Raw genomic sequence first — 16,306 nt, 5'->3', positions numbered from 1 at the left:
CGCCGCAAAGACCGTGCCGGGCAAACCCTCAGCGGCCGATGCTCTTCAGGTACTCGGCGCGCGCGGCCAGCGCGGTGTCGGTGAAGTCGGTGAACACGCCATCGACGCCGAGTTTGTAATAGACCGCGTATTCGTTCTTGCCGTCCTTGTTGTAGTCGGACGCGAGCCGGCGCGACTCGTTACGGAACGTGAAGGGGTGCACGAACAGGCCCGCCTTGTGGGCGTCGGCGATCAGCGTGGTGGGGGCCATCGAGGTGGCGTCGGCGTCGTTGATCTTGCCGTCCTTGTTGACGTCCACCACCTTGCCGTCGGCGCCCACGGTGCCCTTGACGCTCACGATGTAGCGCTTCCAGGGGCCGATGCCGTCGGCATAGGTCTTGATCTCGGCCAGCCCGGCGGGCGAGACCATGACGTCGAAGTTGCGCTTGTCGCCGGCCTTGGTCCACTCGTAGGGGCGGTCGACCGGCACGGCGTAGGTCATGGCGCCGGTCTTCATGTCGATGCCGTCGCCGTCGATCAGCTGGATGAGCTTGGTGTTCAGGCCCTTGCTCTTCATGTACTTGAGGCTGCCGGGCTCGAACGACTGCACGTAGATGGGCGCGGTCTTGCTGTTCCAGCCGGCGGCGTTGATGGCGGCGATGACCTTGTCTTCCATGGGCATGCCCAGGTCGCGGAAGTAGGTCGGGTTCTTGGTCTCCGGGTAGATCGCGATGGTGCGGCCGGTTTCCTTCGTCTTGGCCTTGGCGAAATCGATGATCTCCTGGAAGGTCACGACCTTGAACTTGCCGTTGAATTCCTGCGGGCGCTCGGCGTCGGTCGAGATGCCGCCCAGGGTCTTGATCTCGGCCAGCGTGAAGTCGTTGCTGAACCAGCCGGTCTGGGTCTCGCCGTCGACCTGGATGGTCTTCTTGCGCGAGGCGAAGCGGGGGTGTTTGGCCACGTCGGTGCTGATGGCCAGGTTGGGGTCGTGGCGGGCGATGAGCACGCCGTCCTTGGTGGAGACCAGGTCCATCTCGATGACGTCGGCGCCCAGCTCGATGGCGCGGGCATAGGCCTCCAGCGTCTGTTCCGGCAGGTAGCCCGAGGCGCCGCGGTGGGCGATGACCAGCGGCGGGTTGCCGTCCAGCGTGAGCAGCTTGTTCGCCGCCGGGCCGGTGGTGCCACAGGCGGCTAGGCTCAGGGCGGCCGCGGCGGTCAGGGTGATCTGCAGGGACATGCGCATGTTGTCTTCTCCATCCAAACAAAGAAAAAAGAGGAGGCAGGCTACCCGCTGCGCGTGACAACGCCGATACCCATCTGCGCGGGCGTTCAACTTCCCGGACAATCTGTTGCATGCAGCACACGCTTTCTCCCCAGAGCCTCTTGATGGCGCAAACCTTGGTTCGCATGAACACGGTGAGCGCAAACAGCAACCTCGAGCTGATCGACTTCGCCCAGGCGCACCTCGCGGCCCTGGGCGTGAAGAGCCGCATCACCTACAACGCCGAGCGCACCAAGGCGAACCTGTTCGCCACGCTGGGCGAGGGCAAGCCGGCCGGCGTGATCCTCTCGGGCCACACCGACACGGTGCCCTGGGACGGCCAGGCCTGGAGCGTCGACCCGCTGTCGGCCGTGGTTCAGAACGAGCGCCTGTACGGCCGCGGCTCGGCCGACATGAAGAGCTACATCGCGATCGCGCTGGCCAATGCCCAGCGCTTCCTCGAGGGCGACGCGCCCTCCGCCGTGCACTTCGCCTTCACGTATGAAGAAGAAATCGGCTGCTTCGGCGTGCGCGAACTCATTGCCGACATGCGCGACGCCGGCATCAAGCCGCTGGCCTGCATCGTGGGCGAGCCCACCAGCATGGTGCCGGCCATCGCCCACAAGGGCGTGTACCGCTACAAGTGCTGCGTGCGCGGCAAGGAGGCGCACTCGTCGCTCACGCCGAAGTCGGTCAACGCCATCGAGATGGCCGCGCGCGTGATCGGCAAGGTGCGCGACATGGCCGAGGATTTCGAGCGCAGCGAGCCGCGCTACGACGGCTTCGACGTGCCCTTCAGCACCGCCAGCGTGGGCCAGTTCCACGGCGGCATCGCCGACAACGTGGTGCCGCGCGACGCCGAGTTCCGCTACGAATTCCGCGACCTGCCCACGGCCGACGCCAAGCGCATGCAGTCCGACGTGCTGGCGTACGCCGCGAGCATCGAGCCCGCCATGAAGAAGGTGGCGCCCGACGCGGGCTTCAAGTTTGAAACGATCTGCGAAATCCCGAGCTTCCTGGGCGCGGCCGGCGACCCGGTCACGCTGCTCGCGCAGCGCCTGGCCAGCGAAGACCGCACCACGCTGGTGGCCTTCGGCACCGAAGCGGGCCTGTTCAAGAACGCCGGCATCCCCACCGTGGTGTGCGGCCCCGGCAGCATCGAGCAGGCGCACCAGCCCGACGAGTTCGTGAGCCTTGAGCAGCTCGCGCGCTGCGAGCTGTTCATGGAGCGCCTCGCGACCTCGCACACCATTGGCTGAAGACCACGGCAGCGGCGCACTGCAACGCATGAAACGCGTCGCGCTCGGCCTGCTGTGCGCGGCGGCGGCGTTGTATGCGCTGGCCAGCGCGCTGCACGGCCAGCACCCGGCCTGGGGCTACGTGGCGGCCTTCGCCGAGGCCGCGATGGTCGGCGCCATTGCCGACTGGTTCGCGGTGGTGGCGCTGTTCCGCCACCCGCTGGGCCTGCCGATCCCGCACACGGCGATCATCCCGAGCAACAAGGACCGCATCGGCGCCAAGCTCGCGGGCTTCATCTGCGACAACTTCCTGAGCACCGCCCAGGTGCTGGCCAAGCTGCGCCAGTTCGATGCGGCGGGGCGCATCGCCGAGTGGCTGGCCCGGCCCGCCAGCGGCGAGCGGCTCGGCGAATGGGGCGTGGCCGCCACGCGCTACGGGCTGGCCGCCTTCGACGACGAACGGGTGCGCGACTTCATGGGCCGCACCGCCGCGGCCGGCCTGGCCAAGATCGACCTCTCGCGCCTCACCGGCCAGGCGCTGGACGCGCTCACGGCCGGCGGGCGCCACCAGGCGCTGCTCGACGATGTGCTGCAGCAGGTGGCCGAGCTGCTCGACGGCGACGAGGTGCAGGCGCACATCACCGAAGCCATCGCGCGCGAGATCAAGACGCTGCGCTACGTGGGCCTGGACCAGGTGGCGGCCAAGCTCGCCACGCGCAAGATCGTGGCCGCCATCGCGCGCACGCTGGCCGAGCTGGCCGCGGAGCCCGACCACCCGATGCGCAAGCGCTTCGACCATTTCGTGGACGACTTCGTGGTGCGCCTGAAGCTGGACCCCGAGTTCCAGCAGCGCGGCGAGCAGATCCGCGCCGAGCTCATCGCGCACCCGGCGCTGGGCGACTACCTGCACGGCCTGTGGGGCGAGCTGCTGGGCTGGCTGCACGACGACCTGGGGCGCTCCGACTCGACCATCCGCCAGCGCATCGCCACCATGGCCGGCGCGCTGGGCCAGCGGCTGCAGAACGACGCGGCGATCCGCGCCTGGATCAACGAGCAGCTCGAAGCCGCCGCGCCGGCGGCCATCGAGCGCTACCGCGAGGACATCCGCCGCTACATCGAGGAGCGCGTGGGCGAGTGGAACGCGCACGAGATGACCGATGAGCTCGAGCGCCACATCGGGCGCGACCTGCAGTTCATCCGCATCAACGGCACGCTGGTGGGCGGGCTCGTGGGGCTGCTGATCCACACGGCGACGCAGCTGCTGCGCGGCTGAACAATCACCGGGTGCTGCGGGTTATCCGCAGCGGACGAAAGTCCGCATCCAGTCTCCCGAGCGACTGCGCGGCCTCCTCCGGCTCCTAGACTGCGGGCGCACTGCCGCATCCACAAAGCCAACCCAGAGGAGATCGCCATGCCCCGTCGCTCGATCCGCGCTGCCGCGCTGACCGCCGCCCTCGCCCTGCTCGCCGCCTGCAGCTCGCTGTCGCCACCGCCCAAGCGCCCCGCCGCGTGGGCCGCGCCCGAGGTGCTCGTGGCCCCGTCGTCCTTCGCGGGCGTGCACGGCCTGGCCATCGATGCGAAGGGGCGGCTGCTGGCGGGCTCCGTGCTCGGCAACACGCTGTGGGAAGTCGACCGCCAGACCGGCGCCGCCAAGGTGCTGATCGACGCACCCGAAGGCCAGGCCGACGACATCGCGGTCGGCCCGAAGGGCGAGCTGGCCTGGACCAACTACCTCATGGGCATGCTGCGCTACCGCGAGAACGACAGCGCGCCGCTGCGCGTGCTCGCCAAGGACCTGCCCGGCCTGAACTCGCTCGATTTCGATCGCAAGAACGGCAAGCTCTACGCCTCGCAGGTGTTCCTGGGCGATGCGCTGTGGGAGATCGACCGCGAAGGCAAGCAGCCGCCCCGGCTCATCAAGAAGGACATGGGCGGCTTCAACGGCTTCGAGGTCGGGCCCGACGGGCTGCTCTACGGCCCGCTGTGGTTCAAGGGCCAGGTCGTGAAGATCGACCCGGCGAACGGCAATCTCACCGTGATCGCCGACGGCTTCAAGATCCCGGCCGCCGCCAACCTCGACGGCAAAGGCAACCTGTGGGTCGTCGATGCACGCAGCGGCGAGCTGGTGAAGGTGGACCTCGCCTCGGGCCGCAAGACCGTCGCCAAGCAACTGCGCCCGTCGCTCGACAACCTGGCCATCGCGCCGGACGGGACGATCTACGTCTCGAACATGGCCAACAACGAGGTGCAGGCCTTCAACCCCGCCACCGGCGAACTGCGCACGCTCACCAGCGGCAAGGTGGCGGTTCCGGCGGGCCTGAAGATCGACGGCAACGACCTGTGGGTGGCCGACGTCTTCGGCTTCCGGCAGGTCGACGTGCGCACCGGCGAGGTGCGCGACGTGTTCCGCATGCAGCGCGACCCCGATCTCGACTACCCCTTCGCGGTCGGGCTGTCGCCCCAGCTGTTCGCGCTGACCTCGTGGTTCACGGGCTCGGTGCAACTGGTCGACCGCCAGACCCTGAAGACCGTCGAAACGATCCACGGCCTGAAGGCCCCGTTCGACGCGCTGCCCATGCCCGACGGCAGCGTGATCTACGCCGAACTCGCCACCGGCAGCATCACCCGCGCCAGTGGGCCGAAGTTTGCAGAGAAGTCAGTGCTGGCTAGCGGCCTGAACGGCCCGGTGCAACTGGTGGTCGGCCAGGACGGCGCACTCTACGTGACCGAGGCGGCCGGCAAGCTGCTGCGCATTCCGCTGGACGCCAGCGCGCCGCTGCGCACCGTGGCCGACGGGCTGGCGCTGCCCGAGGGCCTGGCCCAGACGCCGTGGGGCAGCTTCATCGTGGCCGAGAGCGCGGCGCGCCGGCTGGTCGAGATCGATCCGGCCACCGGCACCCGCCGCACCGTCGCCGAGAACCTGCCCATCGGCCTGGCGCCCGGGCCCGGCCTGCCGCCGCCCTACGTGGTGACGGGTGTGGCCGTGGGGCGCGACGGCACGGTCTACGTGTCGGCCGACAAGAACAATTCGATCTATCGAATTCGCCCTGTTATGCAGGGTAACAATTAGTACAAATTCCTGTTTACTTTTATAAACACATATTACAAACTGGCCGGGACGCTTCGCAGCGTGCCGATCGCATAGGGCAGTCGGAGGTCTGCGAAGCGCTCTTTCCGAAGGGACATCGCATGACTCCGCTCGTCGTAGGCCAGGTGCTATCGCCCGAATACTCCCTGGGGCTGGTTGCACTGTCGTTCGTCATTTCCTTCTTCGGCTCGCTGGTGGCCCTGATCTGTGCCGGGCGCATGGTCGGTGCCGACGGCAAGCCCAACCTGGCCATCGTGGCCTGCGCCGCGGTGGCGCTGGGCGGCATCGGCATCTGGTCGATGCACTTCATCGGCATGCTGGCCTACCGGCTGCCCTTCGGCATTTCGTACAACATGCCGCTGACCATCGTCTCGCTGGTGGCGGCCATCCTGATCTCGGGCATTGCGCTGTACCTGGCGGGCGGGCGAAAGAAATTCAGCCGCTCCGGCTGGCTGGCCGGCAGCCTGCTGGCGGGCCTGGGCGTGTGCGTGATGCACTACATGGGCATGTTCGCGATGAACATGCGGGCCACGATGAGCTTCGACGCCAGCATGGTCGCGCTGTCGGTGGTCATCGCCATCACGGCCGCCGCGGCGGCGCTGTGGCTGGCCTTCAACCTGCGCAAGCTGACCCACCAGGTGGCCGCCGCCGCCGTGATGGGCGTGGCGGTGTGCACCATGCACTACGTGGGCATGAACGCGGCCAGCATGATCTGCACGGCGGCCGCCCCGATCGACGCGCTCTCCCTGGGCGGCAGCTACATGGGCCTCACGGTGTTCGGCACGGCCGGCGCGGTGCTGATCTTCATCTACTGGGTGGTCACGGGCAGCAGCCTCGATGCGGCCCCGGCTGCACAGCAGCGCGTACGCCCCAGCTAGTTGGCGCAAGCGGGCCGGGGGCCCGCCTCCTACAGTCTGTGCGAACGACACGTTGCGCTTCGCACAGACCCCCATGCCCTTTCTCGAATCCCGGCTGCAGACGGCCGCAGACACCTACCAGGCCAACCGCGCCAGCATGCTCTCGCTGCTGGACCAGGTCCGGTCGCACGAAGCCCGCGCCGTGGCCGCCTCCAGCGCCTCGGCCGAGCGCTTCGCCAAGCGCGGCCAGCTGCTGCCGCGCGAACGCCTCGCCCTGCTGCTCGACACCGGCGCGCCCTTCCTGCCGCTGGCCACGCTGGCGGGCCTGGGCCAGGACAACCCCGACCTCGCCAAGAGCGTGCCCGGCGGCGGCCTGATCGCCGGCATCGGGCGCGTGGCGGGCGTGCGCTGCATGATCAGCGCCTCCGACTCCGGCATCGACGCCGGCGCGCTGCAGCCCATGGGTCTGGACAAACAGCTGCGGCTGCACGAGATCGCGCTGGAGAACAAGCTGCCCTTCATCCAGCTGGTGGAAAGCGCGGGCGCCAACCTCATGCAGTACCGCGTGCAGGACTTCGTGCGCGGCGGCAACATCTTCCGCAACCTCGCGCGCCTCTCGGCCGCGGGCCTGCCGGTGGTGACGGTGACGCACGGTTCGTCGACCGCGGGCGGCGCCTACCAGACGGGCCTGTCGGACTACATCGTGATGGTGCGCGACCGCACGCGGGCCTTCCTGGCCGGGCCGCCGCTGCTGAAGGCCGCCACCGGCGAGATCGCCACCGAGGAAGAACTGGGCGGCGCCGTCATGCACACCCACATCTCGGGCCTGGGCGACTACCTGGCCGAGGACGACCGCGACGCGCTGCGCATCGCGCGCGCCATCCTCGGCGGCATCGACTGGGCGCGCGACGAGGCGCCGCGCACCTTCGCACCGCCGCGCCACGACGCCGAGGAGCTGATGGGCCTCATGCCCGCCGACGGCCGCCGACCGGTGGACATGCGCGAGGTCATCGCGCGCATCGCCGACGGCTCGGAGTTCCTGGCCTTCAGCGAGCACTACGGCAGCGCCACGGTCTGCGGCCACATCCGCCTTGAGGGCCACGCGGTGGGCATCATCACCAACAACGGCCCCATCGATTCCGACGGCGCCACCAAGGCCACGCACTTCATCCAGGCCTGCTGCCAGTCGCGCACGCCCATCGTCTACCTGCAGAACATCACGGGCTACATGGTGGGTCGCGCGCACGAGGAGGCCGGCATCATCAAGCACGGCGCCAAGATGATCCAGGCCGTGACCAGCGCCAACGTGCCGCAGATCACGCTGCACTGCGGCGCCTCGTACGGCGCGGGCAACTACGGCATGTGCGGGCGCGGCTTCGCGCCGCGCTTCTGCTTCAGCTGGCCCAACGCGCGCACCGCCGTGATGGGCGGCGAGCAGGCCGCCCAGACCATGGCCATCGTGATGGAGGCCGGCATGGCCCGCAAGGGCGCCGTCGACCGCGACAAGATCGACGCCATGCAACGCCAGATCGTCGAGCGCTTCGAGCGCCAGATGAGCGTCTTCACCACCAGCGCGCTGCTGCTGGACGACGGCGTGATCGACCCGCGCGACACGCGCGCCGTGCTGGCCGAGGCGCTGTCGATCTGCCGCGACGCCGAGGCTCGCGCCCCGCAACCCATGCAGTTTTCGGTGGCACGGCCATGAGCACCTTTCACAAGATCCTGATCGCCAACCGCGGCGAGATCGCCGTGCGCGTGATGCGCACCGCGCGCGCCATGGGCTACCGCACGGTCGCCGTGTACTCGCGCGCCGATGCAGACGCCGAACACGTGCGCCAGGCCGACGAGGCCGTGTGCATCGGCGAGCCGCTGCCCGCGCAGAGCTACCTGAACATCGAATCGATCGTTGCCGCGGCCCGCGCCAGCGGCGCCGACGCGGTGCACCCGGGCTACGGCTTCCTCGCCGAGAACGCGGCCTTCGCGCAGGCCTGCCGCGACGCGGGGCTGGTCTTCATCGGGCCATCGCCCGAGGCCATCGTCGCGATGGGCGACAAGGCCGGCGCCAAGCGGCTCATGCAGGCGGCCGGCGTGCCGTGCATTCCCGGCTACCAGGGCGAAGACCAGCGCACCGATACGCTGGCAGCCGAAGCCGAGCGCATCGGCTGGCCCGTGATGATCAAGGCCACGGCCGGCGGCGGCGGGCGCGGCATGCGGCTCGTGGCCTCGGCCGGCGCCTTCGCCGAGCAACTGCAGAGCGCGCAGTCCGAGGCGCTGCATGCCTTCGGCGACGCCACCGTGATCCTGGAGCGCGCCATCGTCGCACCGCGCCACATCGAGATCCAGGTGTTTGCCGACCGCCACGGCCACGCGATCCACCTCGGCGAGCGCGACTGCTCGGTGCAGCGGCGCCACCAGAAGGTGATCGAGGAAGCGCCCTCGCCGGCCGTCGATGCCGCACTGCGCGCACGCATGGGCGCCACCGCCGTGGCCGCCGCCAAGGCCATCGCCTACGAAGGCGCGGGCACGCTCGAGTTTCTGCTCGACGCGCAGGGCCAGTACTGGTTCATGGAAATGAACACGCGGCTGCAGGTGGAGCATCCCGTGACCGAAGCGGTGACGGGGCTGGACCTCGTCGAGCTGCAGCTGCGCGTGGCCGCCGGCGAGCCGCTGCCGCTCACGCAGGAGGACGTGCGCATCACCGGCCATGCGATCGAGGTGCGGCTGTGCGCCGAAGACCCGCAGCAGGGCTTCCTGCCGCAAAGCGGCACGCTGAGCGCATGGCGCACGTCACCGGCTCTGCGCACCGAACACGCGTTGCGCGACGGCGCCGAAGTGCCGCCCTTCTACGACTCGATGATCGCCAAGCTCATCGCCTCGGGTCGCACGCGCGACGAAGCGCGGCAGCGGCTGCTGGCGGGCCTGCGCGACACGGTCGCACTGGGCCTGCCGACCAACCAGGCATTGCTGCAGCGCGCGCTCGCGCACCCGGTGTTCGCGGGCGGCGGTGCGACCACCGCCTTCATCGGCGACCACCTCGACGCGCTGCTGGCCGCCGACACCGCGAGCGACACGCGTGCCGCCCTGCTCGCGGCCCTGCTGCTGCAGACCGGCGCACGCGGCTGGCCCTCGCCGCTGGCGCACACGCTGCCCAACGCCTTGCGCTTCGCGCTCGACGGCGCCGTGCACACGGCGCGCGTGACGCCGCGCGGCGCGGCGCACTTCGAGGTCGTGCTGGACGACGCCGCGCCCGTGTCGCTCGCCTTGCTGGCGCTGTCGGACGACGGCCTGCTGCGCTTCGCCTGCGACGGCGTGGCCGCGCAGGCGCGGGTCGTGCGGCGTTCCGAACGCGTGGACTTCCATTTCGACGGCCGCGCCTTCCAGCTCGACGACCTCACGCACGTGGCCGTTCCGCGCGCCGACGCGGGCGGCGGCGACGGCCTGCTGCGCGCGTCGATGAACGGCCGCGTGGTCGCACTGCTGGCCGCCGAGGGCGACACCGTCTCCGCAGGCCAGCCGCTGGTCACGCTCGAAGCCATGAAGATGGAACACGTGCACTGCGCACCGCGCGCGGGCCGCGTCGCGGCGCTGCATGTGGCCGTGGGCACGCAGGTGGCCGCGCGCCACATCGTGGCCGAGATCGCCGAGGTCTGAAGGCCCCTCCCCTTTTTCGAGAACCTGTCGAATGAACGCATCCCACTACCGCTCCGTCTTCGCGCCCGGCCTGTTCGCCGGGCAATGCATCGTCGTCACCGGCGGCGGCTCGGGCATCGGCCGCTGCACCGCGCACGAGTTGGCCTCGCTCGGCGCCCACGTCGTGCTGGTCGGGCGCAAGCCCGAGAAGCTCGACGCAGTGCGCGCCGAAATTGAAGCCGCCGGCGGCAACGCCAGAACGCAGGCCTTCGACATCCGCCAGGAAGACGCCGTGCGCGAAGCGGTGAAGGCCATCGTCGCGGCGCACGGGCGCATCGACGGGCTGGTGAACAACGCGGGCGGCCAGTACATCACGCCGCTGGCCGCCATCTCGGCCAAGGGCTGGGAGGCGGTGATCCACACCAACCTCACGGGCGGCTTCCTGGTGGCGCGCGAGTGCTACCTGCAGAGCATGCAGGCGAACGGCGGCGCCATCGTCAACATCGTGGCCGACATCTGGGGGTCGATGCCGAACATGGGCCACAGCGGCGCCGCGCGCGCCGGCATGGTGAGCTTCACCGAGACCGCCGCCGCCGAATGGGCCGTGAGCGGCGTGCGCGTGAACGCCGTGGCGCCGGGCTACATCGCCTCCAGCGGCATGGACCACTACCCGCCCGAGGCCGGCGACATGCTGCGCGCCATGCGCAAGACCGTGCCCGCGGGCCGCTTCGGCAACGAGGCCGAGACCTCCGCCGCCATCGCCTTCCTGCTGGGCCCGGCCGCCGCCTTCATCAGCGGCACCGTGCTGCGCGTGGACGGCGCGCGCCCGCAGGCGCGCATGGGCTGGCCGATGGCGCTGCCCGACGCGCAGGCGCAGCAGCGCCCCGCAGTGCGGCCCTACGACGGCTTTCACCTCGCGCAGACACCGCGCGTGTTCCAGGACAAGTAACGAGCGAACGAACGGAGACCAGTGATGCAGTACACCCATGAACACCTCGAGATGCAGAACACCCTGCGCCGGTTCATCGACGAGGAGATCAACCCCCGCGTCGACGAATGGGAAGAGGCCGAGATCTTTCCCGCGCACGAGGTCTTCAAGAAGCTCGGCAACCTCGGCCTGCTGGGCCTGAACAAGCCCGAGGCCTTCGGCGGCGCCGGGCTCGACTACTCGTTCGCGATGGCCTTCGCCGAGGGCCTGGGCCACATCAGCTGCGGCGGCGTGCCGATGGCCATTGGCGTGCAGACCGACATGTGCACGCCCGCGCTCGCGCGCTTCGGCAGCGACGAACTGCGCCGCGAGTTCCTGGTGCCCGCCATCGCCGGCGACACGGTCGGCTGCATCGGCGTGAGCGAGCCCGGCGCGGGCAGCGACGTGGCGGGCCTGAAGACCTACGCGAAGAAGGACGGCGACGACTACCTCATCACCGGCCAGAAGATGTGGATCACCAACAGCCTGCAGGCCGACTGGATGTGCATGCTGGTCAACACCAGCGAAGGCCCGGTGCACCGCAACAAGTCGCTCGTGATGGTGCCGATGAACCTGCCCGGCATCGAGAAGGCGAAGAAGATCCGCAAGATCGGCATGGACTCGAGCGACACCGGCCTCATCTACTTCGACAACGTGCGCGTGCCGCAGCGCTACCGCATCGGCGAAGAGGGCCAGGGCTTCGTCTACCAGATGCAGCAGTTCCAGGAAGAGCGCCTGTGGTGCGCGGCCAGCTCGCTCGCGCCGATGGACGACTGCATCACGCAGACCATCGAATGGGCACAGCAGCGCCAGATGTTCGGCGCCACGCTGGCCGACCAGCAGTGGGTGCAGTTCAAGCTGGCCGAGCTGAAGACCGAGGTGGAGGCGCTGCGCGCCCTCACCTACCGCGCCTGCGACCTGCACGTGAAGGGCGAGGACGTGCTCGAGCTCGCGTCGATGGCCAAGCTCAAGACCGGCCGCCTCACGCGCCAGGTGGCCGACACCTGCCTGCAGTTCTGGGGCGGCATGGGCTTCACGCTGGAGAACCGCGTGGCGCGCCTGTACCGCGACGGCCGCCTGGGCTCCATCGGCGGCGGCGCCGACGAAGTGATGCTCGGCATCCTCGCCAAGACCATGGGCATCGCCAAGCGCCCGCCGCGCGGCTGAGCGGGCACGCCATGGACGCGGAACTGCAGGCCGACCGTGCGGCGCTCGCCGACACGGTGCGCCGCTTCGCCCAGGCCGAGATCGCACCGAACGTGCAGGCCTGGGACGAGGCCGGCGAGTTCCCGCGCGCGCTGTACGCCCGCGCGGCCGAGCTGGGCCTGCTGGGCCTGGGCTACCCGGAAGCACTCGGCGGCACGCCCGCCTCGTATGCGCTGAAGCTGCCCGCGTGGGTCGCGCTCGCGCGCCACGGCCAGAGCGGCGGCGTGCTCGCGAGCCTGTTCTCGCACAACATCGGCCTGCCGCCCGTGGTGCTGCACGCGAGCGACGATGTGCGCCGCGAGGTCGTGCCCGCGGTGCTGCGCGGTGAAAAGATCGCCGCGCTCGCGATCACCGAACCCGGCGGCGGCTCCGACGTGGCCGCGGTGCGCACGACGGCGAAGCGCGATGGCGACCACTACGTGCTCAACGGCGAGAAGACCTTCATCACCTCGGGCATGCGCGCCGACTGGATCACCGTGGCCGTGCGCACCGGCGAAGGCCGCGGCGCGGGCGGGCTCTCGATGCTGCTGGTGCCGGGCGACGCGCCCGGCCTTTCGCGCACGCGGCTCGCGAAGATGGGCTGGCTGTGCTCCGACACCGCGACGCTGCACTTCGACAACGTGCGCGTGCCCGCGCGCTACCTTCTCGGCGAAGAAGGCGGCGGGTTCCGCATGGTCATGGGCAACTTCAACGGCGAGCGCGTGGGGCTCGCGGCCGGCGCGCTGGGCTTCGCGCAGGCCTGCCTGGACGAAGCGCTGGCCTGGTCGCGCGAACGCAAGACCTTCGGCGCCGCGCTCATCGAACACCAGGCCGTGCGCCACAAGCTGGTCGACATGCAGATGCGCATCGCCTCGACCGAGGCCTGGCTCGAGGCCGTGTCCGCCGAGGGCGACGCGCACGAGGCGGCGGGCCGCATCAACGCGCCCGAGTGGGTGGCGCAGGTCTGCCTGCTCAAGAACCACGCCACGCAGACCATGCAGTTCTGCGCCGACCAGGCGGTGCAGATCCTCGGCGGCATGGGCTTCATGCGCGGCACCGTGAGCGAGCGCGTCTACCGCGAGGTCAAGGTGATGATGATCGGCGGCGGGGCCGAGGAGATCATGAAGGAGCTGGCGGCACGGCAGATGGGGTGGGTGTAGCCGATCGGATGTCGGGGAGCCCAGGGCTCCCCTCCACCCACCCGCAACCGCCGATCAACAAGCCTCAGTACAGGTAGACCGCGCCGGACTCCGGGCCGCTGTTGTCTGCCTGATTGCCATTGATGCCTGTGGTTCCACCATCTTCACGAGGGGCGCCCACGGCCAGCAGGGACCCATCGCCAGACATGGCCACGGAGAGTCCAAACATGTCCGCCATCTCGACGTTCGGTGCCTTGATGAACGCTTGATGCATGAAGCTGCCGTGCCGGTTGTCGTACAGATGGACAGCACCGGAAAGGAAGGTGTTTCCAGGCGTGGGATTGCCATTGATGCCGGAAGAATCCGCGCTGTCGCCCGAAGACCCTACGGCCAGCAATGAGCCGTCCGCCGACAAGGCCACGGACGAACCGAAAACGGCTGATGCATGTGTGTTGGAGGCCTTGACGTAGCTTTCGAGTGGCCACGCATCGGCGTTGCGGGTGAACGTAAACACGGCCCCGGCAGACTGCACGACAGGCGAAGAGGGATCGAATCCCCCCACGTTCTTGCCCGCATTCGTTTCGCCCGTAGAGCCCACGGCCAAGCGGCTGCCGTTGGCGTTCAGCGCAACCGCGTTGCCGAAGAAAGCGAAAGCTTGCGGTGTCCCCGCCTTGAGGTACGCCGATTGCGTCCACGTCCCGCTCGACGCCCCGTACACATAGACCGCGCCAGCCAACAGGGCCGAATTGTCTGCACCATTGCCGACGGCTCCGCTCGACTCGCCGATCGCACCCACGGCCAGCACCTTGCCGTCTCCGGACAAGGCCACCGCGCCGCCAAACTGGTCGCCCAGATCACGGTTGTGCGCCTGCACCCTGGCCTCCAACGCCCATGCTCCGCCGTTGCGCTGGAAGACATAGGCATATCCGTGGTTCACATCACTCACGTCGTGAGGGGCTCCCACCGCCACCGTGCGCCCATCATCGGAAATGGACACATCCCTGCCGAAGTTCCCGCGGTGCGCTGACCCCTTCAGGTAGGCCTGCTGCGTCCAGTTGTCGCCCGAGCGCTCGAAGACATACGCGGCGCCCACACCCACCAGGCTGTTGTCGGAAGGGTCGCCGGAAACGCTGGCCTCGCTCGGTGCGCCAACAATCAGGACCGAGCCGTCCCTGGACAGCTTCAAGGAGGCGCCGAACTCGTCGTCGATGTCGGCATTTGCAGCCGTCAGCGTCGCTTGCATTCGCCATTTGTTGGTGCCGGCACGCGAAAACACATGCACTTCGCCCGTCCTGGCCGTCGCCGCGGCCATGACCTTGCCGTCTCCGGAGAGCGCGACCCGGTTCCCAAAGGAACTTCCGATTTTGGACACCGGCGCCTTGAAATAGCCGATGGCCTTGCTTAGATCAACTTGCAGCGGCGAAGACACCGCGCTGCAGCCCGAGGCGTTGCATGCGGCCACCCCAAACACGGGGGGAAAGACCACGTCCGCTCTCGACAACAGAAGTGCGTCCTGGTACTCGTAGCTCGTCGAGCCGATGTTGTCGACCTTCGGCGTGATGAACAGGCCCAGGGACGCCTCGAACAACCGGTAGTGCGTGGCCCCTGCACTGGCGTTCCAGGCGAACTTGTAGGTCTTGATGTCGTAGCCGACGCTCAGGCCCGTGGGCACCGAAGGCACAGGTGGGGGACCGACATTCACGCAGGTCACGGCAACGCTGCCGACGGCGCCCTCCACACGCCCTTCTCCCTGCGCGACCGTGCAGGTCTGCGATGCCGGTTGTGTGCGCACCGTCACACGATAGGCACTGCCCAGCGGAAGAACGGACGCAAACCGGAAACTCCCGCTTCCGCTCAGGCTCAGGTCGTCCCCGTCATTGTTCTGCAGTACCAACGTGCCCGTCAGCCCCGAGACCGTGCCGCCGAGTTCGAATGTCTGGTGGGAACACACGACACGCACGCTGTCGACAGGTCCCGCAGCAGAGCCGACGCCGCCATTGACCGCGCAGGTCTGACCGGCGGGCTGACGCGCCACGGTCACTGCATAGGGATTTCCTGCGGGGACTTGCTTCGCGAATTTGAAGGGGCCGCTGGCGCTCAGGTTCAGATCATCGGACCCGTTGTTCTGCAGGACGACTGCGCCCGAAAGGCCAGCCACCTCGCCACCGATCACATATGAAGTCGCGGCGGGTGGATTGCCGCCCCCGATGACGAGCGGAGGCAGCGCCGAGCCGCCCCCGCCGCCTCCACCGCCACCGCAGCCGATCAAGACCAATGCGGCTGCGCTCGAAACCAATCCGCGGCCAAGCCATCCCCGCACGCGACGAACATTCGCCGCGCCGTTGCTCACGACATTCCTCATCCTCGCTCCTCTTTTGATTGCGAGGGATGATACATATCGCTCCCCACCGGACAGGGCGGGGCGATGCGGACGTGCGCGTGCCCGCGCGCTACCTGCTCGGCGAAGAAGGCGGCGGGTTCCGCATGGTCATGGGCAACTTCAACGGCGAGCGCGTGGGGCTCGCGGCCGGTGCGCTGGGCTTCGCGCAGGCCTGCCTCGACGAAGCGCTGGCCTGGTCGCGCGAGCGCAAGACCTTCGGCGCCGCGCTCATCGAACACCAGGCGGTGCGCCACAAGCTGGTCGACATGCAGATGCGCATCGCCTCGACCGAGGCCTGGCTCGAGGCCGTGTCCGCCGAGGGCGACGCGCACGAGGCCGCGGGCCGCATCAACGCGCCGGAGTGGGTGGCGCAGGTCTGCCTGCTCAAGAACCACGCCACGCAGACCATGCAGTTCTGCGCCGACCAGGCGGTGCAGATCCTCGGCGGCATGGGCTTCATGCGCGGCACCGTGAGCGAGCGCGTCTACCGCGAGGTCAAGGTGATGATGATCGGTGGTGGCGCCGAGGAGATCATGAAGGAGCTGGCGGCGCGGCAGCTGGGGTGGGTGTAGCGGCGGCACC

11 protein-coding genes and 1 pseudogene are annotated in these 16,306 nt (G+C 69.1%); 10 read left to right on the top strand and 2 right to left on the bottom strand.

Features of this window, described 5'->3' with window-relative positions:
- Positions 1–28 precede the first annotated feature (28 nt).
- A complete protein-coding gene (locus tag AC07OH_RS22205; protein WP_495302139.1) occupies positions 29–1,222 on the bottom strand; it encodes a glycerophosphodiester phosphodiesterase in 1,194 nt (397 codons plus the stop codon).
- Between the two features lie 110 nt (positions 1,223–1,332).
- Here AC07OH_RS22205 and argE point away from each other — a divergent pair, with 110 nt between their 5' ends.
- From argE to AC07OH_RS22160, 9 genes are all read left to right on the top strand, one after another.
- Positions 1,333–2,499 carry an acetylornithine deacetylase gene (gene argE / locus AC07OH_RS22200; protein WP_495302138.1) on the top strand — a complete coding sequence of 389 codons (1,167 nt, stop codon included), beginning with the start codon at positions 1,333–1,335 and terminating at the stop codon, positions 2,497–2,499.
- Positions 2,500–2,527: 28 nt separating this feature from the next.
- Positions 2,528–3,751, top strand: a complete 1,224-nt coding sequence (locus AC07OH_RS22195) for a DUF445 domain-containing protein (protein ID WP_495302137.1) — start codon at positions 2,528–2,530, stop codon at positions 3,749–3,751.
- Positions 3,752–3,889: 138 nt separating this feature from the next.
- Positions 3,890–5,548, top strand: coding sequence for a Vgb family protein (locus AC07OH_RS22190; RefSeq protein WP_495302136.1), 1,659 nt, complete (start codon positions 3,890–3,892; stop codon positions 5,546–5,548).
- Between the two features lie 119 nt (positions 5,549–5,667).
- Entirely contained in the window at positions 5,668–6,444 is a 777-nt protein-coding gene (locus AC07OH_RS22185; protein ID WP_495302135.1) for an MHYT domain-containing protein, read from the top strand.
- Between the two features lie 73 nt (positions 6,445–6,517).
- A complete protein-coding gene (locus AC07OH_RS22180) occupies positions 6,518–8,128 on the top strand; it encodes an acyl-CoA carboxylase subunit beta (RefSeq protein ID WP_495302134.1) in 1,611 nt (536 codons plus the stop codon).
- Complete coding sequence (locus tag AC07OH_RS22175; protein ID WP_495302133.1) at positions 8,125–10,074, top strand: acetyl/propionyl/methylcrotonyl-CoA carboxylase subunit alpha; 1,950 nt, start codon at positions 8,125–8,127, stop codon at positions 10,072–10,074. The genes AC07OH_RS22180 and AC07OH_RS22175 overlap by 4 nt, the downstream gene beginning before the upstream one ends.
- A 31-nt stretch (positions 10,075–10,105) precedes the next feature.
- A complete protein-coding gene (locus AC07OH_RS22170) occupies positions 10,106–11,002 on the top strand; it encodes an SDR family oxidoreductase (protein WP_495302132.1) in 897 nt (298 codons plus the stop codon).
- Between the two features lie 24 nt (positions 11,003–11,026).
- Positions 11,027–12,187: an acyl-CoA dehydrogenase family protein gene (locus AC07OH_RS22165; protein WP_495302131.1), complete on the top strand. Its 1,161-nt coding sequence runs from the start codon at positions 11,027–11,029 to the stop codon at positions 12,185–12,187.
- Positions 12,188–12,198: 11 nt separating this feature from the next.
- On the top strand, positions 12,199–13,365 hold the full coding sequence (locus tag AC07OH_RS22160) for an acyl-CoA dehydrogenase family protein (protein WP_495302130.1): 1,167 nt from the start codon (positions 12,199–12,201) through the stop codon (positions 13,363–13,365).
- Between the two features lie 64 nt (positions 13,366–13,429).
- On the opposite strand, the gene AC07OH_RS22155 is transcribed toward AC07OH_RS22160, so the two are convergent.
- Positions 13,430–15,706: a hypothetical protein gene (locus AC07OH_RS22155; protein WP_495302129.1), complete on the bottom strand. Its 2,277-nt coding sequence runs from the start codon at positions 15,704–15,706 to the stop codon at positions 13,430–13,432.
- A 71-nt stretch (positions 15,707–15,777) separates the two neighbouring features.
- On the opposite strand from AC07OH_RS22155, the pseudogene AC07OH_RS22150 reads away from it, so the two are divergent.
- Positions 15,778–16,296, top strand: a pseudogene (locus tag AC07OH_RS22150) (acyl-CoA dehydrogenase family protein); the annotation flags it as partial.
- Positions 16,297–16,306 lie beyond the last annotated feature (10 nt).

This window comes from Variovorax sp. GW821-FHT10C12 (genome assembly GCF_059415405.1).
This window is presented reverse-complemented; position numbering and strand designations above follow the sequence as displayed.